The 23,956-nt window shown below is 28.6% G+C and carries 21 protein-coding genes and 1 pseudogene; 17 read left to right on the top strand and 5 right to left on the bottom strand.

Annotated elements, in window-relative coordinates; all coding sequences use genetic code 11:
- Positions 1-42: 42 nt before the first annotated feature.
- Positions 43-956: pseudogene (gene wlaN / locus FBF20_RS05845) on the top strand (beta-1,3 galactosyltransferase).
- Here the strand turns inward: wlaN and FBF20_RS05840 are convergent.
- Entirely contained in the window at positions 945-2,114 is a 1,170-nt protein-coding gene (locus tag FBF20_RS05840) for a glycosyltransferase family 2 protein (protein WP_002858320.1), read from the bottom strand. The pseudogene wlaN and the gene FBF20_RS05840 sit on opposite strands and share 12 nt — an antisense overlap.
- A 57-nt stretch (positions 2,115-2,171) precedes the next feature.
- Here FBF20_RS05840 and FBF20_RS05835 point away from each other — a divergent pair, with 57 nt between their 5' ends.
- On the top strand, positions 2,172-3,167 hold the full coding sequence (locus tag FBF20_RS05835; protein ID WP_002858358.1) for a capsular polysaccharide synthesis protein: 996 nt from the start codon (positions 2,172-2,174) through the stop codon (positions 3,165-3,167).
- On the opposite strand, the gene FBF20_RS05830 is transcribed toward FBF20_RS05835, so the two are convergent.
- Genes FBF20_RS05830 through waaC form a run of 4 tightly spaced genes read right to left on the bottom strand, consistent with a single transcriptional unit; the run spans position 3,151 to position 7,776 of the window.
- A complete protein-coding gene (locus FBF20_RS05830) occupies positions 3,151-4,323 on the bottom strand; it encodes a glycosyltransferase family 2 protein (protein WP_002858013.1) in 1,173 nt (390 codons plus the stop codon). The genes FBF20_RS05835 and FBF20_RS05830 overlap by 17 nt on opposite strands.
- 3 nt (positions 4,324-4,326) lie before the next feature.
- A complete protein-coding gene (locus FBF20_RS05825; protein WP_002858148.1) occupies positions 4,327-5,874 on the bottom strand; it encodes a glycosyltransferase in 1,548 nt (515 codons plus the stop codon).
- Positions 5,871-6,758, bottom strand: a complete 888-nt coding sequence (gene htrB / locus FBF20_RS05820) for a lipid A biosynthesis lauroyl acyltransferase HtrB (RefSeq protein ID WP_002890465.1) — start codon at positions 6,756-6,758, stop codon at positions 5,871-5,873. The genes FBF20_RS05825 and htrB overlap by 4 nt, the downstream gene beginning before the upstream one ends.
- Entirely contained in the window at positions 6,748-7,776 is a 1,029-nt protein-coding gene (gene waaC / locus FBF20_RS05815; protein ID WP_002855693.1) for a lipopolysaccharide heptosyltransferase I, read from the bottom strand. The genes htrB and waaC overlap by 11 nt, the downstream gene beginning before the upstream one ends.
- A 65-nt stretch (positions 7,777-7,841) precedes the next feature.
- Here waaC and FBF20_RS05810 point away from each other — a divergent pair, with 65 nt between their 5' ends.
- From FBF20_RS05810 to FBF20_RS05740, 15 genes are all read left to right on the top strand, one after another.
- Complete coding sequence (locus FBF20_RS05810) at positions 7,842-8,636, top strand: 3'-5' exonuclease (protein ID WP_002853812.1); 795 nt, start codon at positions 7,842-7,844, stop codon at positions 8,634-8,636.
- 57 nt (positions 8,637-8,693) lie between these two features.
- Entirely contained in the window at positions 8,694-9,680 is a 987-nt protein-coding gene (gene galE, locus FBF20_RS05805) for a UDP-glucose 4-epimerase GalE (RefSeq protein ID WP_002853529.1), read from the top strand.
- On the top strand, positions 9,674-11,368 hold the full coding sequence (pglK, locus tag FBF20_RS05800) for an ABC-type lipopolysaccharide transporter PglK (RefSeq protein ID WP_002890469.1): 1,695 nt from the start codon (positions 9,674-9,676) through the stop codon (positions 11,366-11,368). The genes galE and pglK overlap by 7 nt, the downstream gene beginning before the upstream one ends.
- Positions 11,365-12,444, top strand: a complete 1,080-nt coding sequence (gene pglH / locus FBF20_RS05795) for a GalNAc-alpha-(1->4)-GalNAc-alpha-(1->3)-diNAcBac-PP-undecaprenol alpha-1,4-N-acetyl-D-galactosaminyltransferase (RefSeq protein WP_002859237.1) — start codon at positions 11,365-11,367, stop codon at positions 12,442-12,444. Before pglK ends, pglH begins: the two co-directional genes overlap by 4 nt.
- Positions 12,437-13,366: a GalNAc(5)-diNAcBac-PP-undecaprenol beta-1,3-glucosyltransferase gene (gene pglI, locus FBF20_RS05790; protein WP_002890470.1), complete on the top strand. Its 930-nt coding sequence runs from the start codon at positions 12,437-12,439 to the stop codon at positions 13,364-13,366. The genes pglH and pglI overlap by 8 nt, the downstream gene beginning before the upstream one ends.
- On the top strand, positions 13,354-14,451 hold the full coding sequence (gene pglJ, locus FBF20_RS05785) for an N-acetylgalactosamine-N,N'-diacetylbacillosaminyl-diphospho-undecaprenol 4-alpha-N-acetylgalactosaminyltransferase (RefSeq protein WP_002879051.1): 1,098 nt from the start codon (positions 13,354-13,356) through the stop codon (positions 14,449-14,451). Before pglI ends, pglJ begins: the two co-directional genes overlap by 13 nt.
- A 3-nt stretch (positions 14,452-14,454) precedes the next feature.
- Positions 14,455-16,596 (top strand): undecaprenyl-diphosphooligosaccharide--protein glycotransferase, encoded by a 2,142-nt coding sequence (gene pglB / locus FBF20_RS05780; protein WP_002879052.1) that lies wholly within the window; start codon positions 14,455-14,457, stop codon positions 16,594-16,596.
- A 9-nt stretch (positions 16,597-16,605) separates the two neighbouring features.
- Positions 16,606-17,736: a N,N'-diacetylbacillosaminyl-diphospho-undecaprenol alpha-1,3-N-acetylgalactosaminyltransferase gene (gene pglA / locus FBF20_RS05775; RefSeq protein ID WP_002852885.1), complete on the top strand. Its 1,131-nt coding sequence runs from the start codon at positions 16,606-16,608 to the stop codon at positions 17,734-17,736.
- Entirely contained in the window at positions 17,729-18,331 is a 603-nt protein-coding gene (gene pglC, locus FBF20_RS05770; protein WP_002890471.1) for an undecaprenyl phosphate N,N'-diacetylbacillosamine 1-phosphate transferase, read from the top strand. The genes pglA and pglC overlap by 8 nt, the downstream gene beginning before the upstream one ends.
- The gene (gene pglD / locus FBF20_RS05765) at positions 18,318-18,905 is read left to right on the top strand and encodes a UDP-N-acetylbacillosamine N-acetyltransferase (RefSeq protein WP_002852865.1); all 588 of its coding nucleotides are present in this window, start codon (positions 18,318-18,320) and stop codon (positions 18,903-18,905) included. The genes pglC and pglD overlap by 14 nt, the downstream gene beginning before the upstream one ends.
- On the top strand, positions 18,862-19,515 hold the full coding sequence (locus FBF20_RS05760) for a hypothetical protein (protein WP_072223330.1): 654 nt from the start codon (positions 18,862-18,864) through the stop codon (positions 19,513-19,515). The genes pglD and FBF20_RS05760 overlap by 44 nt, the downstream gene beginning before the upstream one ends.
- Before the next feature lie 95 nt (positions 19,516-19,610).
- Positions 19,611-20,771 carry a UDP-N-acetylbacillosamine transaminase gene (gene pglE / locus FBF20_RS05755; protein ID WP_002890472.1) on the top strand — a complete coding sequence of 387 codons (1,161 nt, stop codon included), beginning with the start codon at positions 19,611-19,613 and terminating at the stop codon, positions 20,769-20,771.
- Position 20,772: 1 nt separating this feature from the next.
- Positions 20,773-22,545, top strand: coding sequence for a UDP-N-acetylglucosamine 4,6-dehydratase (configuration-retaining) (gene pglF / locus FBF20_RS05750; RefSeq protein ID WP_002855851.1), 1,773 nt, complete (start codon positions 20,773-20,775; stop codon positions 22,543-22,545).
- Positions 22,545-23,438, top strand: coding sequence for a PDC sensor domain-containing protein (locus FBF20_RS05745; RefSeq protein WP_002856519.1), 894 nt, complete (start codon positions 22,545-22,547; stop codon positions 23,436-23,438). The genes pglF and FBF20_RS05745 overlap by 1 nt, the downstream gene beginning before the upstream one ends.
- A gap of 112 nt (positions 23,439-23,550) precedes the next feature.
- Positions 23,551-23,943, top strand: a complete 393-nt coding sequence (locus FBF20_RS05740; RefSeq protein ID WP_002866134.1) for a chemotaxis response regulator CheY — start codon at positions 23,551-23,553, stop codon at positions 23,941-23,943.
- The last annotated feature ends 13 nt before the right edge of the window (positions 23,944-23,956 follow it).

Raw genomic sequence — 23,956 nt, 5'->3', positions numbered from 1 at the left:
AATTTATAGTATAATTATATCAAAAAAAAATAAAGAGCTAAAATGAGTCAAATTTCCATCATACTACCAACTTATAATGTGGAAAAATATATTGCTAGAGCATTAGAAAGTTGCATTAACCAAACTTTTAAAGATATAGAAATCATTGTAGTAGATGATTGTGGTAATGATAAAAGTATAGATATAGCTAAAGAGTATGCTAGTAAAGATGATAGAATAAAAATCATACATAATGAAGAGAATTTAAAGCTTTTAAGAGCAAGATATGAAGGTGCTAAAGTAGCAACTTCACCTTATATCATGTTTTTAGATTCTGATGATTATTTAGAACTTAATGCTTGCGAAGAATGTATTAAAATTTTGGATATGGGTGGGGGGGGGGTAAAATTGATTTGTTGTGTTTTGAAGCTTTTATTACCAATGCAAAAAAATCAATAAAAAAATTAAATATAAAACAAGGAAAATACAACAACAAAGAATTTACAATGCAAATACTTAAAACTAAAAATCCATTTTGGACAATGTGGGCTAAAATAATCAAAAAAGATATTTATTTAAAAGCCTTCAACATGTTAAATCTCAAAAAAGAAATCAAAATAAATATGGCAGAAGATGCCTTATTATATTATCCTTTGACAATATTATCTAATGAAATATTTTACTTAACACAACCTTTGTATACCCAGCATGTAAATAGCAATTCTATAACAAATAATATTAATTCTTTAGAAGCTAATATTCAAGAACATAAAATTGTTTTAAATGTTTTAAAATCAATTAAAAATAAAAAAACACCTCTATATTTTCTAATTATATATTTATTAAAAATTCAATTATTGAAATATGAACAAAATTTTAATAAAAGAAATATAAATCTTATTTATTATAAAATAAATATTTTATATCAAAAATATCAATTCAAATGGAAAAAATTTTTATATAATTTAATTCCGTAAAGATATTAAAAATTTCATAACTTTATATCTTATTTTTGAAATTTTATAGGGTTTTAATAGTTGCAATTTCTCTTTAATACACAAAGGATCTTTATCGAATTTTTTAATTTTAAATGCATTTTTGATATAAAAATACAAAATAGTATCTTTCAGCAACGAAGAAATTTTTTTATCATGATAATTTTCTACAAATCGCACTAATTCTAAACTGGTTTCCACCCAACTAACATATTTAAAATACTCTTTTGCTAAAGTTGCATTCTCTTCAAATGCAATAAATATATCTTTAAAATATGGAAGTATATTATCTTTAGTGATTTTTTTATCTTGATTTGTCAAAGAATTAGCTCGAATTCTATAATAATAAAATACTTTAGGATAGACATAAATATTTTTAGCTTGCGAAAAAAGCAAAATTCCAAATAAATGATCTTCAGCAAAAATAGCGTCTTTAAATTTCATTTTTTTATCTTTTATATAATCAAAATCAATTATGCCACTCCACGCAAATGCAAAGTCTTTAATTTTATTTTGCCTTAGAAGCTTAAGCCACTCTATAGGATTTATTCTACATTCTTTCTTTATATTAATATCTTTTAAACGACTATGATGCTTGAAATAACTTTTTTCTATATCATGATATTCAATACTATCAAACCAAACCACATCTACCCCATCCATTCTAGGTACACATTCTTCTATGCAGTTTAATTCCCAATAATCATCAGAATCTAAAAAGATGATATAATCTATAATAGGATAAGTAAAGTTAGTTAAATCTTGTTCATTATTAAAAGCTTTATAGCTTTTATATACAGTATATATTTCATAAGGATTATTACCTTCTATGTTAAATTCTATTAAAGAATTTTCTTTTATAGTTTGAGTTTTATTTTTGAGTTTATATTCTCCACTAAAATATTCTATACCTACATTTCTAGCACTACTTAAACCACCATTTTTTTTATCAAAAAGAATTATTCTTTTATCTTTTAAAGTATATTCTTTTGCAATATTAAGTGAGTTTTCATCTGTACTACCATCATTTACTAGTATGATTTCTAAATTAGTATAAGTTTGATTGATTACACTATCTAAACATTCTTTTAGATATTTTTCTACATTGTATATGGGGATTACTACACCTACGGTTTTCATATATACATAACCTTAATTATTTTTGATATTATATCAAAAAACTTTTTAGGAATATATATGCAAATACAACAAAACAATTCTTTAATTTATAATACTTTAACAAAAAAACTAAGCTCATTTATACCCATAAAATCAACAAGAAGAAAATTAAGAAATCATATTCAATATAAGCTAGAACACCCTAAAGTGACTAATTATCTTTCAAACAACTATATTAATCCTTTTTTAGAAGGGAAAATTCCTCATTTTGATTTTGAAAAAAAACATTATTTTAAAAACGATAAAATTATTTGGCAATTTTGGTATCAAGGTAAAAATCAAGCTTCACCTATGATACAACAATGTTTTAACTCTGTACAAAGTCAAATGAAAGATGACTACACAATTATCATTTTAGATAAAGATAATATAAAAGATTACCTTGATTTTCCACCATTTGTTATAGAAAAATTAGAAAATAATTTTTTTGGAGAAAAAACTATAACTTTTTTTTCAGATCTTTTAAGAGTATGCTTGCTTGCAACTTATGGAGGTATATGGTGTGATGCAAGTATATTTTTAAGTTCTAAAATTCCTAGTGAACTTTGTGATAAAGACTTTTTTACCTTTGAAAGATCAAAAATAAAACCTAGTAAAGAAAAATTGAAAAAATTTATCAAAAGTGGATATTTTTCTTATGGATACTTTAACTGGAATGATGATTTTAAAGTTAAAATGCTAAGTAGTTTTATGATAGCCAAAACAAACAATACTTTTATTCAAACTCTAAAAGATATTTTAATGAATTATTGGAAAAATGAGCAATCAAGTGAAAATCACTATTATTTTATACTACATATCATATTTGAACTTTTAAAAGAGCATGGCTTTGTAAATGATATCTATAAAAACATGAGCGATATAGAATGCCATTTATTACAATTTAGTGCCAAAGAAAAATTTAATTCAACTCTTTGGGAAGAAATTCAAAAACAAAGCTTTTTACACAAACTCACGCATTTTAAATCTATAAAAAAAGATTCAATGATAGATAAAATCATTTTGCAAAGTTGATTTTATCTAAAATACCCTTTATTTTTTGCCAAATTTTCCAAAGATCATAAGGAATTTTTGTTTGGATAAAAGGTTTAATTATAGGTAATTTTTCCTTTAAATTCAAAGGATCTTTTTTAAATTTTTTAATCATCAAAGCCTTTTTTACATAAAAAGGCAAAAAAGCCTCTTTTATGGCTTGAGAATTTTCATTTTTTTGATCTTTAAAAAATTCTATCAACTCCAAAGCTGTTATCATCCTACTTGCTGCTTTTAAATAGTTTTTTGCCTCTTTAGCATTTTCTCCAAAAAATTCATACAAGTCTTTAAAATACTCTGACACATTTGCCTTTGTAACTTTTTTATCATGATTTGATATACTATTTGCCCTCAAACGGCATAAGTACAATCTTTTTGGTAAAATATAGATACTATCAGCACTCGCAAACAAAACCATGCCAAAATGAATATCTTCATTGATGATTTTGTTGATAAATTTAAGTTTTAATTGTTTTAAAAATGAAAAATCTATCATACCACCCCAGCTAAACGAGATATCCCTCGAACCTACTTTTATAGCTTGCTTAGCATAGTCTCTTGGAGTGATAGTGCATTCTTGAGTAAAATTAAATACATTCATCCTTGTTTTTTGACCCTTATCTTCTATACCATCATCATAAATACAAGCATGGTCAAACCATAATACATCTACATTTTGCATTCTTACAACACACTCTTCTATGCAGTTTAACTCCCAATAATTATCAGAATCTAAAAAGATAATATAATCAATCTTTGAAATTTCTAGCTTATCACTCGCTAAAGCATTTTTGTACTTATAAATTTTATAAATATTTTGTGGATTATCGCCAATAATCTTAAAAACATTTAATTCATTTTCTTTTTCAATATATTGTGTTTCATATTCTCCACTAAAATATTCTATACCTACATTTCTAGCACTACTTAAACCACCATTTTTTTTATCAAAAAGAATTATTCTTTTATCTTTTAAAGTATATTCTTTTGCAATATTAAGTGAGTTTTCATCTGTACTACCATCATTTACTAGTATGATTTCTAAATTAGTATAAGTTTGATTGATTACACTATCTAAACATTCTTTTAGATATTTTTCTACATTGTATATGGGGATTACTACACCTACTTTTTTCATGTTTTATCTCCAAGTTGTTTTTTCATTTTTTATAGTTTCAAGATAAATTTGATGATTGATTTCGAGCATATTTTTGCTATTTTCTTCATGATAGATATGATAAGCCAGAGCATTAAATTTAAGCCTTTTAAACACTCCATCATTAAATAAAAATCTAGCTACAAACTCACTATCTTCCCTACCCCAGCCTATAAATTTTTCATTAAATCCCTCAATGGCTTCAAAATCACTTTTATAAAAACTCATATTGCAAGTTTTACTACCTTTAACAAGTTGTGATTTTTTAAAAAATTTCTTAGTTAGTTTTGAAAATTTATATACACATTTAGCTAAAAAAATACTTCTTTGATTTTTAAAACCTTTTTTATTAAAAGCTAAACTATAATTATTGTTTTTTAAGATTTCTTCGCTTTCATTTTTATTTAAAATTACTCTTGAACCTTGTAAAATTACTTTGCGTTTTGCAAATTCTAAATGATTTTTTACAAAGTCTTTTTCTAAAATCATATCACCATCAATTAAAATTATATATTCACTTTTAGAAGCTTTAATAGCATTATTTCTACTTTTTGCAGCACGAAAACCCTCATCTTCTTGCCAAATGTGTTTTAAAGGGCAAGGAAAATCTTTTTGATATTCTTCAATAAGCCTTGCTGTATCTTCTTTGCTACCATCATCTGCGATTAAAACTTCATTGGGTAAAAAGGCTAGATTTTTAACACTATCAAGCACTAATTTAAGGCGTTCTTTTTGATTATAAGTTGTTATTATTAAAGCGCAAGTTTTTGGCTTTTGCTTTTGAAGTTCATATAATTTCATGTATTTAAAAAAAGTCCCTAAGGCATTGCAAACGCTAATTATAAAACCCTTATAACCATATAAAAAGCCATTTTTTAAAAAATAATTTCTAAAAAAAGTCCAAAAAGCTCTTAAATTTGCTTTTAAAACACCACTTTTTTTGTGTATATTTTGTTTTGCCCAAAGGCTTGAGTAGTACTGCATTTTGTCAATTAGGTGGGAAATATCTCTAAAAGCATAATGCCTTAATCCATTTTTAAGATAAATTTTTTTAGCATTACTTGGCAAAACAAGGCTTTCATGTACTAAATTATCATTAAAACGAGTGAAATTTTTATTAAAAATTCTCCAAACATAATCAGGCCACCAACCACATGCCTTTATCCATTCGCCTTTATAGAGATTTTTACGACTAAGTGCGATGATATTATCTTCTTGAAGTTCTAAATTTTTAAGCTCTTTAATACACTCATTTTCAAGCACTTCATCAGCATCAATGCTTAAAATCCAATCATTTTTTGCATAACTTAAAGCAAGGTTTTTTAAAGCTCCAAAACCTATAAAAGCACTGTGGTAAATGTGCAAATTAGCAAAATCTTTTTTAAATTCATTAGCTATATTTAGGGTATTATCACTACTTTCATTGTTAAGTAAAATAATTTCATCAAAATCTTTTAAAGAATTTAAACATTCAAGCAAGGTTTGTTTTGCATTTTTTACGATGATAATAGCACTTATTTGCTTTAGATTCATTTTGCATCCTTGTAAATTTCCTTATTATAACTTGCAAAGCGTCTATGAAAAAAAAAGTATTCCCAAGGTCTTTTTTTAATCATTTCTTCGCAACTTTGTGCTTGATAAAGTGTCAGTTCTTCTAAGCTTGCATTTTGAGAATCTTTTACTTTAAAAAACTCTATGCAAAATTTACCATCTTCTTTATAGGCATAAACAGGGATGATCAAAGCATTACTTCTTTGTGCGATAAGGCTTGCTCCCATTTGATAATTCACTTCTTTGTTAAAAAATTTTAATCTTACGCTTTCGTTTTCTACACAGTCTTGATCAGTTAAAATTCCCAAAGTTCTCCCTTTTTTTAGAGCGCTTAGCATTTGTCTTATGCCGCCTTTTTTGTCGATAAGTTCTATGTCAAATTGGGTGCGACTTTGGCTTAAAATTTCATACATAATTTCACTTTTTAACTTTTTCCCTACTATAGAAATCGCACCATATTTAGCTGCATAAGCAAGGCTTAAAATTTCCCAGTTTCCATAGTGTGCAGTTGTGAAGATAATAGGACGATTTAAAGCTAGAGCATCTATAAGAAAATTTTCATTGATGAAATTTACTTTATTGAGAATTTTTTCTTTGGTGGTGTTTTGATTTTGCAAACAATCAATCCCAAATTGAGCAAAATTTTCATAAATTTTTAAAGACAATTTATCGCGTTCTTTTTGAGTGTATTGAGGAAAACAGATTTGCAAATTTGTATTGATGATTTTGCGGTGTTTTTTGTTAAGATGAAAAGCGATTCTTGCTACAATCAAAGCTAAAAAATGCAAGATACAATCAGGCATAAAAGTAACAAAAAATTTCAAAATATAATAAAGACTAAGATATATTCTATCACTATTTTTCATTAAGTAAGCCTTTGGCAAGTTTGAAGATATCTTCTTCTTCTATACGCGTGATACAAAAATCACTTTTATCGATATGCTTGGCATTTTGGATTTTTTTACCTGTATCAATGATTTTATTGATATGAGTTTGAAAAGCATTGCGGTAGCTTGGTGTTGCACCAAAAATCGTAATAGATGCTTTATTTAAAGCAAAAGCTAAATGTGTTGGACCGCTATCATTTCCTATGATAAGATCCATCATTTTTGTAAAAGCCATTAGCTCTTCAAGATTAAATTTTGGCGCTAATTCTATATGTGTTTCATCAATACCACTAAGATTTAAAACCTCTTTAGCAAATTCGTATTCTTTTACATTTCCCCAAGCGAGCCAAATTTTTGTTTGTTGAAATTCATTGATTAAAAGTTTGCAAAGTATAGCAAGTTTGGTTTTAGGATAGATTTTATTTTCTACACTTGAGCCCACATGTATGAGTATGTTTTTTTCGTTTTTGTCGAGCTTGAGTTTATTGTTTAAGAGTTGTTTTAAATTTTCATCTACGCTAAAAACATCTTGTTTAAAGGCTAAATTTTTGGCATTAAAATCAGTATTTAACATAAAGGAGGTAAGACTTAAGTATCTTACAAATACATTTTCATTGTAATCTAACTCAAGTTTTTGGTTGTAAAAATTATGAGCAAAACTTTCTTTAAGGCTATTTTTATCAAAACCAAAATTATTTCTACTTAAAATTCGACTTACAATAGCAGATTTTATAAGCCCTTGTAGATCTATTACTGCATTATAGTTGTTTTTTCTTGCTTTAAGAAGAATTTTTAGGCTTTTTAAAATTTTTTTGTCTTTTAAGGGTAGGGCATAGAGTTTGTCTATTAAAGGATGGTTTTTAAGTATGCCTTCAAATTTTTCATCTACAAACCAATGAATTTCTATATCTTTTTTAAAATTTTTGATAAATTGCAAAACCACGGCACTTTGGATAATATCACCAAGTGCTGACAAACGAACAATTGCTATTTTCATTAAAAGCCTAATATTTTAAAATTTTTGCTATGATTTTAGCGAAATTATTTAAAAAAAGGTTAAAAATGGCAAAAAATGAAGGTTATATTTGTGTTTTTGATTGTGAGAGTGTGCCAGATGTTGAGCTTATCCGCAAAACTTTGGGTTTTGAAGGAAGTGATTTAGAGGTAAGTTTAAAAGCACTTCAGTGGCAAAAAGAACAAAGTGGGAGTGAGTTTTTGCCTTTGCCTTATCATAAAATCATTAGTATTTGTGCGGTTTTAAGCGATAATTTTGGAAAATTTATCAAAGTAAATAAAATTGATGGGCAAAATGAAAAAGAAATGATTGAGAATTTTTTCAATTTTATAGAAAATTATGAGCCAAAATTAGTCAGCTTTAATGGTAAAAATTTCGATATGCCCGTTCTTGTTTTAAGGGCTTTAAAATACAATTTAAAAGCAGCAACTTATTTGGATACTCAAAGTGATAAATGGAATAATTATAAAACAAGATTTTCAGAATTAAAACATTGTGATTTATTAGAATCCTTAGGATCTAACGGGCGTGGAATAAAGCTTGATACACTTTGTTCTATGGTGGGTTTGCCAGGAAAATATGATGTGCATGGCGATGAGGTAATGAAACTTTTTTATGAAAATAAACTTGAAAAAATCCACGAATATTGTGAAAGTGATGTTTTAAACACCTATATGCTTTTTTTAAAATATGAACTTATTAAAGCTAATGTTGATGAAGAAGATTATGTTGGTTTTCTTTCTTATATGAGAGATTTCTTGTGTGCAAAAAAATCAGATCGTTCTTATACAGAAGTTTTTGCAAAAGCTTGTGAGAGTGAAATTTCAAAAGTTCGATCTTAAGTATTTAAGAAAATATATTAAAATTTATTTTTGACATTTTTAAAAAAAGGAATGATGATGAAAATTCTTATTAGCGGTGGTGCAGGTTATATAGGTTCTCATACTTTAAGACAATTTTTAAAAACAGATCATGAAATTTGTGTTTTAGATAATCTTTCTAAGGGTTCTAAAATCGCAATAGAAGATTTGCAAAAAACAAGAGCTTTTAAATTTTTCGAACAAGATTTAAGTGATTTTCAAGGCGTAAAAGCATTGTTTGAGAGAGAAAAATTTGACGCTATTGTGCATTTTGCAGCAAGCATTGAAGTTTTTGAAAGTATGCAAAATCCTTTAAAATATTATATGAACAACACTGTTAATACGACAAATCTCATCGAAATTTGTTTGCAAACTGGAGTGAATAAATTTATATTTTCTTCAACGGCAGCCACTTATGGCGAACCACAAACTCCTGTTGTGAGCGAAACAAGCCCTTTAGCACCTATTAATCCTTATGGGCGTAGTAAGCTTATGAGTGAAGAGGTTTTGCGTGATGCAAGTATGGCAAATCCTGAATTTAAGCATTGTATTTTAAGATATTTTAATGTTGCAGGTGCTTGTATGGATTATACTTTAGGGCAACGCTATCCAAAAGCAACCTTGCTCATAAAAGTTGCAGCTGAATGTGCCGCAGGAAAACGTGACAAACTTTTCATATTTGGCGATGATTATGATACAAAAGATGGTACTTGCATAAGAGATTTTATCCATGTAGATGATATTTCAAGTGCGCATTTAGCGGCTTTGGATTATTTACAAGAGAATGAAAGTAATGTTTTTAATGTAGGTTATGGGCACGGTTTTAGTGTAAAAGAAGTGATTGAAGCGATGAAAAAAGTTAGTGGAGTGGATTTTAAAGTAGAACTTGCCCCACGCCGTGCAGGTGATCCTAGTGTATTGATTTCTGATGCAAGTAAAATCAGAAATCTTACTTCTTGGCAGCCTAAATATGATGATTTAGAGCTTATTTGCAAATCTGCTTTTGATTGGGAAAAACAGTGTTAAAAAAACTTTTTTTTATTTTAAGTAAGGAAGATAAAAATTTTTTATTTTTCTTGCTTGTTTTTTCAATATTTGTTTCTTTTATAGAAACTTTTGCAATTTCTTTAGTAATGCCTTTTATCACTTTGGCCAGTGATTTTTCTTATTTTGATCGTAATAAATATTTAATCAGCTTAAAAGAATATCTTAATATCCCTGTTTTTGAAATCATTGTTTATTTTGGGGTGGGGCTTATTGTTTTTTATGTGTTTAGAGCTTTGTTAAATGCGTATTATTTTCATCTTTTAGCAAGATTTTCTAAAGGGCGTTATCATGCGATCGCTTATAAGGTTTTTTCTAAATTTTTAAATATTAATTATGAAAAATTTACTCAAAAAAATCAATCTGAAATTTTAAAGTCCATTACAGGGGAAGTTTATAATCTAAGCACTATGATTTCATCATTTTTGCTTTTGATGAGTGAAATTTTTGTAGTGCTTTTGCTTTATGCTTTAATGCTTTTGATTAATTATAAAATCACTTTATTTTTAAGTATTTTTATGGTGTTAAATGCCTTTATTTTAGTGAAAATTTTAAGCCCTATCATTAAAAAAGCAGGAGTAAGACGCGAAGAAGCGATGAAAAATTTCTTTGAAATTTTAAATACAAATTTAAATAATTTTAAATTTATCAAGCTTAAAACCAAAGAAGATGGAGTATTAAGTCTTTTTAAAGCGCAAAGTGAAGCTTTTTCTAAAGCAAATATTACCAACGAAAGTGTAGCTGCGGTGCCTAGAATTTATCTTGAAGGAATAGGTTTTTGTGTACTTGTTTTTATCGTGGTATTTTTGGTGTTGAAAAATGAAAGTGATATTTCAGGTATTTTATCCACGATTTCTATTTTTGTTTTAGCACTTTATCGCTTAATGCCAAGCGCAAATCGTATTATTACAAGTTATCATGATTTGCTTTATTATCATTCTTCTTTGGATATTATTTATCAAAATTTAAGACAAGAAGAAGAAAATTTGGGCGAGGAAAAATTAAGCTTTAATCAAGAGCTTAAAATTTGCAATCTTAGCTTTGGTTATGAGGGAAAAAAACATTTATTTAAAAATCTTAATTTAAACATTAAAAAAGGCGAAAAAATCGCTTTTATAGGGGAGAGTGGTTGTGGAAAAAGCACCTTAGTAGATCTTATCATAGGACTTTTAAAACCAAAAGAAGGGCAAATTTTAATTGATGAGCAAGAATTAAATGCAAATAATACAAAAAATTATCGCCAAAAAATAGGCTATATCCCGCAAAATATCTATCTTTTTAATGACAGTATAGCTAAAAATATCACTTTTGGAGATGCGGTTGATGAAGAAAAACTTAATAGGGTTATCAAACAAGCAAATTTAGAGCATTTTATAAAAAATTTATCTCAAGGAGTGCAAACAAAAGTGGGTGATGGGGGGAGTAATTTAAGCGGGGGACAAAAACAACGCATAGCTATAGCAAGAGCTTTATATTTAGAGCCTGAAATTTTAGTGCTTGATGAAGCAACTTCTGCTCTTGATACTCAAAGTGAAGCAAAAATCATGGATGAAATTTATAAAATTTCTAAAGATAAAACCATGATTATTATCGCACATCGCCTTTCTACGATAACGCAATGTGATAAGGTTTATCGTTTAGAACACGGTAAGCTTAAAGAGGAGAAATGATGAAAATAAGCTTTATTATCGCAACTTTAAATTCAGGAGGCGCTGAGCGTGTTTTAGTAACCTTAGTTAATGCACTTTGCAAAGAGCATGAAGTAAGTATTATTAAATTTCATGCAGGAGAATCTTTTTATAAGCTTGAAAATGAAGTTAAAGTTACAAGTTTAGAACAATTTAGATTTGATACGCTTTATCATAAAATCGCAAGTCGTTTTAAGAAATTTTTTGCTTTAAGAAAGGCTTTGAAAGAAAGTAAGGCTGATGTTTTTATTTCTTTTTTGGATACGACTAATATTGCTTGTATTGCTGCGAAAATAGGGTTTAAAACTCCACTCATTATAAGTGAGCATAGCAATGAAGCGTATTTAAAACCTAAAATTTGGCGTTTTTTAAGAAGGGTAAGCTATCCTTTTTGTGATGCTTTAAGTGTGCTTGGAAGCAGTGATAAGGTGTATTATGAAAGATTTGTAAAAAGGGTTAGGCTTTTATTAAACCCTTGTCATTTTAGCGATGAAATTCCTTTTGATTCTAGTTTTGAAAAGGAAAATTTGGTTCTTTTTATAGGGCGTTTAGATCACAACAAAAACCCTGCAATGTTTTTAAAAGCTATAGCGCATTTGGATAAAAATTTGCAAGAAAATTATAAATTTGTTATAGCAGGAGATGGAGAGTTAAGGCAAGAACTTGAATACAAGGTAAAATCTTTAGGAATAAAAGTTGATTTTTTAGGACGAGTTGAAAATGTCAAGACTCTTTATGAAAAAGCAAAAGTGCTTTGTCTTTGTTCTTTTGTAGAGGGTTTGCCAACGGTTTTAATTGAAAGTTTGTATTTTGAGGTTTGTAGAATTTCAAGTTCTTATTATAATGGTGCTAAGGATTTAATCAAAGATAATCATGATGGGCTTTTGATAGGTTGTGATGATGAAATAGCACTTGCTAAAAAACTTGAACTTGTTTTAAATAATGAAAATTTTAGAAAAGAACTTGTAAATAATGCCAAACAAAGGTGTAAAGACTTTGAAATTTCTCATATCAAAGAAGAATGGCTTAAGCTTATAGCTGAGGTTAAAAATGCCTAAACTTTCTGTTATAGTACCAACTTTTAATCGTCAAGTTTTACTAGAAAAGGCTATTAAAAGCATACAAAATCAAGATTTTAAAGATTTAGAAATTATTGTAAGCGATGATAATTCTAGCGATGATACTAAAAGTGTGGTGCAAAATTTACAAAAAGATGATGATCGCATTAAGTATTTTTTAAATCAAAATTACAAACAAGGCCCAAATGGCAATAAAAATAATGGCTTAGATCAAGCAAGTGGCGAGTTTGTAACTTTTTTAGATGATGATGATGAACTTTTATCTGAGGCTTTAAGCACCTTGATGCAAAAAGCAAATGAGGGTTATGCTCATGTTTTTGGAAATTGTTTGATAGAAAAAGAAGGAAATTTAAGCAAGGAATTTAGCGGCAAGGGCTTGGAAAAAGATAGTGAAATTTCTAAAAAAGATTTTTTAATGGCTAAATTTAGCGGAGAGTTTTTTTCTGTTTTTAAAAAATCTCTACTTGAGAACCAGCGTTTTAATGAAGAATTTTATGGCAATGAAGCCACGCTTTGGGTAAATTTATACAAGGAAAAAAGTTTTTATATCCATAAGGCTTTTAGGATTTATAGGATTTTTAGGCAAGATAGCGTGACTTTGGGGGCGAGTAAAAATGCTCATAGGGTATATTTGGGATATTTAGAGCTTGCTAAAATTTTAGAAAATGAACTTAGAATGAGTAAGGATAAAGATTATAAAAAAACTTGTGCGAGTTATTATAAAATGGCAGCTTATTATGCAAAACTTGCAAAAAATTATAAAGCCCTTTATAAATGTTTGTTTAAAAGCCTAAGTATAAAAATCAACGCTCCTGCTTTGATATTACTCATTTTAAGTATAATTCCAAATAATATGATTGAAAAATTATCAAAAATTCGGGTGGCTTTATGCAAAAATTAGGCATTTTTATTTATTCTTTAGGAAGTGGTGGTGCTGAAAGAGTTGTGGCGACTTTATTGCCTATTTTAAGTTTGAAATTTGAAGTGCATTTGATCTTGATGAATGATAAAATTTCTTATGAAATTCCAGAGTGTCAAATTCATTTTTTAGAATGTTCAAAACCTAGTGAAAATCCTATTTTGAAATTTTTAAAACTACCTTTTTTGGCTTTAAAATACAAAAAACTTTGCAGCAATTTGGGTATTGATACAGAATTTGTTTTTTTAAATCGACCTAATTATATAGCCTTAATAGCAAGAATGTTTGGAAATAAAACCCGCCTTGTGATCAATGAATGCACTACGCCAAGTGTGATGTATGCGAAAAATAATTTTAATTCTTTGGCAAATAAATTTCTAATTTCTTTACTTTATCCAAGAGCTGATTTAATCTTGCCTAATTCTAAGGGAAATTTAGAAGATTTAGAGCAAAATTTTAGTATAAAACCAAAAAAATGTGAAATTTTATACAATGCCATCGATTTAGAAAACATAGAGCAAAAAGCTCTTGAAGATATAGCTTTAAAAGATAAATTTATTTTAAGTGTGGGTAGGCTTGATAAAGGTAAAAATCATGCTTTATTAATTCGTGCTTATGCGAGATTGAAAACAGATTTAAAGCTTGTGATTTTAGGTGAAGGTGTGCTTAAGGATGAGCTTTTAGCTTTGATTAAAGAATTAAATTTGGAAGAAAAGGTTTTGCTTTTAGGATTTGATAATAATCCTTATAAATACATGGCTAAATGCGAATTTTTTGCTTTTGCTTCTGTGTTTGAAGGTTTTTCAAATGTTTTAATCGAAAGTTTGGCTTGTTCTTGTGCGGTGGTTTGCACTGATCATAAAAGTGGTGCAAGAGAGCTTTTTGGCGATGATGAATTTGGACTTTTAGTAGAAGTAGATAATGAAAACTCTATGTTTCAGGGTTTAAAAACTATGCTTGAAGACGATAAATTAAGAAAAGCGTATAAAAACAAAGCTAAAACTAGGGCTAAAGCCTTTGATAAAGTAAAAATTGCACGCGATGCTTTGAAATATTTATTAGGATAAAAGATGTTGAAAAAAGAGTATTTAAAAAACCCTTATTTAGTTTTGTTTGCGATGATTGTATTAGCTTATGTTTTTAGTGTATTTTGCAGGTTTTATTGGGTTTGGTGGGCAAGTGAGTTTAACGAGTATTTTTTCAATAATCAATTAATGATCATTTCAAACGATGGCTATGCTTTTGCTGAGGGCGCAAGAGATATGATAGCAGGTTTTCATCAGCCTAATGATTTGAGTTACTATGGATCTTCTTTATCCGCGCTTACTTATTGGCTTTATAAAGTCACACCTTTTTCTTTTGAAAGTATCATTTTATATATGAGTACTTTTTTATCTTCTTTGGTGGTGATTCCTATTATTTTACTAGCTAATGAATACAAACGTCCTTTAATGGGCTTTGTAGCTGCTCTTTTAGCAAGTATAGCAAACAGTTATTATAATCGCACTATGAGTGGGTATTATGATACGGATATGCTGGTAATTGTTTTACCTATGTTTATTTTATTTTTTATGGTAAGAATGATTTTAAAAAAAGACTTTTTTTCATTGATTGCCTTGCCGTTATTTATAGGAATTTATCTTTGGTGGTATCCTTCAAGTTATACTTTAAATGTAGCTTTAATTGGACTTTTTTTAATTTATACACTTATTTTTCATAGAAAAGAAAAGATTTTTTATATAGCTGTGATTTTGTCTTCTCTTACTCTTTCAAATATAGCATGGTTTTATCAAAGTGCCATTATAGTAATACTTTTTGCTTTATTCGCCTTAGAGCAAAAACGCTTAAATTTTATGATTATAGGAATTTTAGGTAGTGCAACTTTGATATTTTTGATTTTAAGTGGTGGGGTTGATCCTATACTTTATCAGCTTAAATTTTATATTTTTAGAAGTGATGAAAGTGCGAATTTAACACAGGGCTTTATGTATTTTAATGTTAATCAAACCATACAAGAAGTTGAAAATGTAGATTTTAGCGAATTTATGCGAAGAATTAGTGGTAGTGAAATTGTTTTCTTGTTTTCTTTGTTTGGTTTTGTATGGCTTTTGAGAAAACATAAAAGTATGATTATGGCTTTACCTATATTGGTACTTGGGTTTTTAGCCTTAAAAGGGGGGCTTAGATTTACCATTTATTCTGTACCTGTAATGGCTTTAGGATTTGGTTTTTTATTGAGCGAGTTTAAGGCTATATTGGTTAAAAAATATAGCCAATTAACTTCAAATGTTTGTATTGTTTTTGCAACTATTTTGACTTTAGCTCCAGTATTTATCCATATTTACAACTATAAAGCGCCAACAGTTTTTTCTCAAAATGAAGCATCATTATTAAATCAATTAAAAAATATAGCCAATAGAGAAGATTATGTGGTAACTTGGTGGGATTATGGTTATCCTGTGCGTTATTATAGCGATGTGAAAACTTTAGTAGATGGTGGAAAGCATTTAGGTAAGGATAATTTTTTCCCTTCTTTTGCTTTAAGCAAAGATGAACAAGCTGCGGCTAATATGGCAAGACTTAGTGTAGAATATACAGAAAAAAGCTTTTATGCTCCGCAAAATGATATTTTAAAATCAGACATTTTACAAGCCATGATGAAAGATTATAATCAAAGCAATGTGGATTTATTTCTAGCTTCATTATCAAAACCTGATTTTAAAATCGATACACCAAAAACTCGTGATATTTATCTTTATATGCCCGCTAGAATGTCTTTGATTTTTTCTACGGTGGCTAGTTTTTCTTTTATTAATTTAGATACAGGAGTTTTGGATAAACCTTTTACCTTTAGCACAGCTTATCCACTTGATGTTAAAAATGGAGAAATTTATCTTAGCAACGGAGTGGTTTTAAGCGATGATTTTAGAAGTTTTAAAATAGGTGATAATGTGGTTTCTGTAAATAGTATCGTAGAGATTAATTCTATTAAACAAGGTGAATACAAAATCACTCCAATCGATGATAAGGCTCAGTTTTATATTTTTTATTTAAAGGATAGTGCTATTCCTTACGCACAATTTATTTTAATGGATAAAACCATGTTTAATAGTGCTTATGTGCAAATGTTTTTTTTGGGAAATTATGATAAGAATTTATTTGACTTGGTGATTAATTCTAGAGATGCTAAAGTTTTTAAACTTAAAATTTAAGGGTTGAAAATGAGAATAGGATTTTTATCACATGCAGGAGCGAGTATTTATCATTTTAGAATGCCTATTATAAAAGCGTTAAAAGATAGAAAAGACGAAGTTTTTGTTATAGTGCCGCAAGATGAATACACGCAAAAACTTAGAGATCTTGGCTTAAAAGTAATTGTTTATGAGTTTTCAAGAGCTAGTTTAAATCCTTTTGTGGTTTTAAAGAATTTTTTTTATCTTGCTAAGGTTTTGAAAAATTTAAATCTTGATTTTATTCAAAGTGCGGCACACAAAAGCAATACTTTTGGAATTTTAGCAGCAAAATGGGCAAAAATTCCTTATCGTTTTGCCTTAGTAGAAGGCTTGGGATCTTTTTATATAGATCAAGGTTTTAAGGCAAATTTAGTGCGTTTTGTTATTAATAGTCTTTATAAATTAAGTTTTAAATTTGCACACCAATTTATTTTTGTCAATGAAAGTAATGCTGAGTTTATGCGGAATTTAGGACTTAAAGAAAATAAAATTTGCGTGATAAAATCTGTAGGGATCAATTTAAAAAAATTTTTTCCTATTTATGTAGAATCGGAAAAAAAAGAGCTTTTTTGGAAAAATTTAAACATAGATAAAAAACCCATTGTGCTTATGATAGCAAGAGCTTTATGGCATAAGGGTGTAAAAGAATTTTATGAAAGTGCTACTATGCTAAAAGACAAAGCAAATTTTGTTTTAGTTGGTGGAAGAGATGAAAATCCTTCTTGTGCAAGTTTGGAGTTTTTAAACTCTGGCGCGGTGCATTATTTGGGTGCTAGAAGTGATATAGTCGAGCTTTTGCAAAATTGTGATATTTTTGTTTTGCCAAGCTATAAAGAAGGCTTTCCTGTAAGTGTTTTGGAGGCAAAAGCTTGCGGTAAGGCTATAGTGGTGAGTGATTGTGAAGGTTGTGTGGAGGCTATTTCTAATGCTTATGATGGACTTTGGGCAAAAACAAAAAATGCTAAAGATTTAAGCGAAAAAATTTCACTTTTATTAGAAGATGAAAAATTAAGATTAAATTTAGCTAAAAATGCCGCCCAAGATGCTTTACAATACGATGAAAATATAATCGCACAGCGTTATTTAAAACTTTATGATAGGGTAATTAAGAATGTATGAAAAAGTTTTTAAAAGAATTTTTGATTTTATTTTAGCTTTAGTGCTTTTAGTGCTTTTTTCTCCGGTGATTTTAATCACTGCTTTACTTTTAAAAATCACTCAAGGAAGTGTGATTTTTACCCAAAATCGTCCCGGGTTAGATGAAAAAATTTTTAAAATTTATAAATTTAAAACCATGAGCGATGAAAGAGATGAAAAGGGTGGGTTATTAAGCGATGAATTGCGTTTGAAAGCTTTTGGAAAAATCGTTAGAAGCTTAAGTTTGGATGAGCTTTTGCAACTTTTTAATGTTTTAAAAGGGGATATGAGTTTTGTTGGACCTAGACCTCTTTTGGTTGAGTATTTGCCTCTTTACAATAAAGAGCAAAAATTGCGTCATAAAGTGCGTCCAGGTATAACAGGATGGGCGCAGGTAAATGGTAGAAATACTATTTCTTGGCAGAAAAAATTCGAACTTGATGTGTATTATGTGAAAAATATTTCTTTTTTGCTTGATTTAAAAATCATGTTTTTAACAGCTTTAAAGGTTTTAAAACGAAGTGGGGTAAGCAAAGAAGGCCATGTTACAACAGAGAAATTTAATGGCAAGAACTGAAAAAATTTATATTTATGGTGCTAGTGGTCATGGGCTTGTTTGTGAAGATGTGGCTAAAAATATGGGTTATAAAGAATGTATTTTTTTAGATGATTTTAAAGGAATGAAATTTGAAAGTACCTTACCTAAATATGATTTTTTTATAGCCATAGGAAACAATGAAATTCGAAAAAAGATTTATCAAAAAATTTCAGAAAATGGCTTTAAAATTGTCAATCTTATCCATAAAAGTGCACTTATAAGTCCTAGCGCAATCGTGGAAGAAAATGCAGGAATTTTAATCATGCCTTATGTAGTGATTAACGCTAAAGCTAAAATAGAAAAAGGTGTGATTTTAAATACTTCAAGCGTAATTGAGCATGAATGTGTGATAGGGGAATTTTCTCATGTGAGTGTGGGAGCTAAATGTGCGGGTAATGTAAAAATTGGTAAAAATTGTTTTTTAGGGATTAATTCTTGTGTTTTGCCTAATTTAAGTTTGGCAGATGATAGTATTTTAGGTGGTGGAGCAACTTTAGTTAAAAATCAAGATGAAAAAGGTGTTTTTGTGGGAGTACCTGCAAAAAGGATGTAAATTGCATTTTAATAACAATCTTGTTGTTCACTATATAGTAAATCCTTCGCCTTTGGGGTGGATTGTCATTAATTTACTAACCATATGTCTAATATGCTACATATTTCCTTTGAAAAATTCTTTAAAACACAAAAAACTTTTTAGTCTTAAAGCAAATGTAAATTCTAAAAATAGTAGGATTATAAAATATACAGGTATTGCTGCTTTTTTGGGTGGATTAATAGGAATTTGGTATAATTTTGAAGGTTTTTATCAACTTCTTTTTTTCTTTGAATTAGAAAATGAAAATTTAAAAACACTTTGGAGTTTGCAAGTATCAGTTTCTTCTGTGATAACAGGTATGTTATTATTGTTGATATATGTTATAAATTTAGCAATAGTTTGTGAAAATGGAATTTATATAGTTAGTAAATTTAATCTTTTTTATATGTATTTTATAAAACGAGAAGATTTGGAAATTGTTAAAATAGAAAAAATGAAATTTTTAAATCAAGTTGAAGTTTGTTTTGTTATCAAAACAAAAAATAAAATACTCCTTAAATGCTTTGAAAGTATTTATAAAAAAGAAGACTTAGAAAAGCTTAAAAATTGGTATGAAAACAAGCTTTGACTATAAAAAGAATTTAAATATTTGAATCTTTGTAAATTTTTTTAGGTAAAATAGAGTCAATTTATAAAAATTTTGTTTTACACAAAGGATAAATCATGAGATTTTTTCTTTCTCCTCCGCATATGGGTGGTAATGAATTAAAATACATAGAAGAAGTTTTCAAAAGCAATTATATAGCACCTTTGGGTGAATTTGTAAATCGCTTTGAACAAAGTGTCAAGGCTTACAGTAAAAGTGAAAATGCCTTAGCTTTAAATTCAGCCACAGCGGCTTTGCATTTAGCTTTAAGGGTGGCAGGGGTAAAACAAGATGATATTGTTTTGGCTTCTTCTTTTACTTTTATCGCTTCAGTAGCACCTATTTGTTATCTTAAAGCAAAACCTGTATTTATAGATTGTGATGAAACTTATAATATCGATGTAGATTTATTAAAGCTTGCTATTAAAGAATGTGAAAAAAAACCAAAAGCATTGATTTTAACTCATCTTTATGGCAATGCGGCTAAAATGGATGAAATTGTTGAAATTTGCAAAGAAAATGAAATTGTTTTAATCGAAGATGCTGCTGAAGCTTTAGGAAGTTTTTATAAGAATAAAGCTTTAGGAACTTTTGGAGAATTTGGAGCTTATTCTTATAATGGCAATAAAATTATCACCACTTCAGGTGGAGGTATGCTTATAGGAAAAAATAAAGAAAAGATTGAAAAAGCAAGATTTTATAGCACTCAAGCTAGGGAAAATTATTTGCATTATGAACATTTAGATTATGGTTATAATTACCGCTTAAGCAATGTTTTAGGAGCTATTGGCGTAGCGCAAATGGAGGTTTTAGAACAAAGAGTGCTTAAAAAAAGAGAAATTTATGAGTGGTATAAAGAATTTTTAGGAGAGTGTTTTAGCTTTTTAGATGAATTAGAAAATTCAAGAAGCAATCGCTGGTTAAGTACAGCTTTGATTGATTTTGATAAAAATGAACTTAATTCTTGTCAAAAAGATATAAATATCAGTCAAAAAAATATTACTTTGCATCCAAAAATTTCAAAACTCATAGAAGATTTGAAAAATGAACAAATAGAAACAAGACCATTATGGAAAGCTATGCACGCTCAAGAAGTATTTAAAGGAGCTAAGGCTTATCTTAATGGCAATAGTGAGTTATTTTTCCAAAAAGGAATTTGTTTGCCAAGTGGCACGGCGATGAGTAAAGATGATGTTTATGAAATTTCAAAACTGATCTTAAAGAGCATAAAGGCTTAAAATGATTTTTTATAAAAGCAAAAGATTAGCATTTTTTTTAACTTCAGATATTGTTTTAATTTTACTTAGCGTTTATCTGGCTTTTTCTTTGAGGTTTAGTGGAGATATTCCGAGTATTTTTTATCATGGTATGATGGTTTCTGCTATTATTTTGCTTGTTTTAAAACTTTCATTTTTGTTTGTTTTTAGAATTTATAAAGTAGCTTGGAGATTTTTTTCTCTCAATGAAGCAAGAAAAATTTTTATCGCTTTGCTTTTAGCTGAGTTTTGTTTTTTTCTTATTTTTTATTTTTTTAGTGATTTTTTTAATCCTTTTCCAAGAAGTGCTATTGTGATAGATTTTGTTCTTTCTTATATGTTTATAGGTACTTTAAGAATTAGCAAAAGAATGCTTGTGGATTTTAAACCTTCTAGAATGAAAGAAGAAGAAACTCCTTGTATTGTAGTAGGGGCAACTTCTAAGGCTTTGCATTTGTTAAAAGGTGCAAAAGAAGGTTCTTTAGGGCTTTTTCCTGTAGGCGTAGTTGATGCGAGAAAAGAGCTTATAGGGACTTATTGTGATAAATTTATTGTAGAAGAAAAAGAAAAAATAAAATCTTATGTAGAACAAGGGGTAAAAACTGCCATTATTGCTTTAAGACTTGAACAAGAAGAGCTTAAAAAACTTTTTGAAGAACTTGTAGCTTATGGTATTTGTGATGTAAAAATATTTTCTTTTACAAGAAACGAAGCAAGAGATATCAGTATAGAAGACTTGCTTGCTAGAAAACCAAAAGATTTAGATGATAGTGCTGTGGCGGCTTTTTTAAAAGACAAGGTAGTTTTGGTAAGTGGAGCAGGTGGAACTATAGGCAGTGAACTTTGTAAGCAATGTATTAAATTTGGTGCTAAGCATCTTATTATGGTTGATCATAGTGAGTATAATCTTTATAAGATCAATGATGATTTAAATTTATATAAAGAAAAAATTACTCCTATTTTATTGAGTATTTTAGATAAGCAAAGTTTAGATGAGGTATTAAAAACTTATAAACCTGAGCTTATTTTACATGCAGCCGCTTATAAACATGTGCCTCTTTGCGAACAAAATCCACATTCAGCAGTAATCAATAATATTTTAGGAACTAAAATTTTATGCGACAGTGCTAAAGAAAATAAAGTAGCTAAATTTGTGATGATAAGTACAGATAAAGCAGTGCGACCAACAAATATTATGGGTTGCACTAAAAGAGTTTGTGAGCTTTATACTTTAAGTATGAGTGATGAAAATTTTGAAGTTGCTTGTGTGCGTTTTGGTAATGTTTTAGGTTCTAGTGGTAGTGTGATACCGAAATTTAAAGCACAAATTGCCAATAATGAGCCTTTAACTTTAACGCACCCTGATATAGTGCGTTATTTTATGCTTGTGGCTGAGGCAGTGCAACTTGTTTTACAAGCTGGAGCTATCGCAAAAGGAGGAGAGCTTTTTGTTTTGGATATGGGTAGGCCTGTGAAAATCATAGATTTAGCTAAAAAAATGCTTTTACTTTCTAATCGCAATGATTTAGAAATTAAAATCACAGGTTTAAGAAAAGGTGAGAAGCTTTATGAAGAGCTTTTGATTGATGAAAATGATGCTAAAACGCAATATGAGAGTATTTTTGTAGCAAAGAATGAGAAGGTTGATCTTGATTGGCTTAATAAAGAGATAGAAAATTTACAAATATGTGAAGATATTTCAGAGGCTTTATTAAAGATTGTACCTGAATTTAAACACAATAAAGAAGGCGTATAATGTATATAAAAGATATACAAAGATTTGAAGATAATCGCTATCGTGCTAGGGCTTATATGAGTTATATTTTAACAAGAAATCTGCCCAATAAACTTCCTGACATTCACCTTGAAACGATTAAAACAGCTTTGGATAAAATAGCTCATGAAGTTGTTGTTTTTGATGCTTTGTATATTTTAGATATTTCAGGCATGCAAATAGAAAATGCGATTTCCTTAAATAAGGCTCATGAAATAGGACAGGGTGAGGATAGAAGTACTCGTTCTTATTTTTATAGAGCTGTAAAATTAAGACGATGTGTTTTGAGCGATCCTTATCCTTCGGTTTTAAATAATGAGCTTTGCGTGACAGCTTCTATGCCAATTTACGATGATAAAAATAACTTGCTTTTTGTTGTTTGTATTGATATAAAACTTGAAGATATTTTAAAGATTATTCAAGCAGGAAAATTTGAATTTGTTTTTACTCAATTTAGTCGTTCGGTATATTTTTGCTTCGCACTGGTTTTATTTGTGATTACTTGTTTTTTATTTCAAAAAGGTTTTTTTAGTCTTTTTGATAATCAAGCTATAGGTATAGAACATATGTTTGAAAGTACCATCGCTATAACTTTGGCTTTAGCTATTTTTGATTTGGCAAAAACTTTGATCGAACAAGAAGTATTAGGAAGGACAAAAAAAGAAGAAGGTGGAATTCAAAAAACTATGGTGAGATTTTTGGGTTCTATTATCATTGCTTTAGCTATAGAAGCTTTGATGTTGGTATTTAAACTTGCTATTGGTGATCTTTCTCAGATGATTTATGCGATTTATCTTATCGGTGGAGTGAGCTTGCTTCTTTTAGGTTTAAGCGTATATTTATTTACGGTTAAGTATAAAAATAATAATATTTGAGTAAAAATTTAAGTAAAAGATGATATAATGCTGTTTTTTAAAATTTTTTAGCTTGATTAATAAGGCTAAAAAGGGTAAAATAAAACTATAAAAACTTTGAAAGGACGAAATTGTGAAATTGTTAGTTGTTGATGACAGTTCTACTATGAGAAGGATTATTAAAAATACCCTAACAAGACTTGGACACGATGATGTTTTAGAAGCTGAGCATGGCGTTGAAGCTTGGGATTTATTAACTAAAAATGAAGATGTAAAAGTTTTAATTACAGATTGGAATATGCCAGAAATGAATGGCTTGGAGTTGGTAAAAAAAGTAAGAGCAGAGAAAAAATATGAAGATATGCCTATCATCATGGTTACAACTGAGGGCGGAAAAGCTGAAGTGATTACTGCTTTAAAAGCTGGCGTAAATAACTATATTGTAAAACCTTTTACTCCACAAGTTTTAAAGGAAAAACTTGAAGATGTTTTAGGAACAGGAAGTGGAGAAGGTGCAGCTGAGTAAAGGCTGATTTTTA

Origin of the sequence: Campylobacter sp. CFSAN093259 (assembly GCF_012889985.1) — a bacterium.
Lineage (GTDB): Bacteria > Campylobacterota > Campylobacteria > Campylobacterales > Campylobacteraceae > Campylobacter_D > Campylobacter_D jejuni.
The sequence above is the reverse complement of the archived record's forward strand: the minus strand, read 5'-3'. Positions and strand labels throughout refer to the sequence as shown.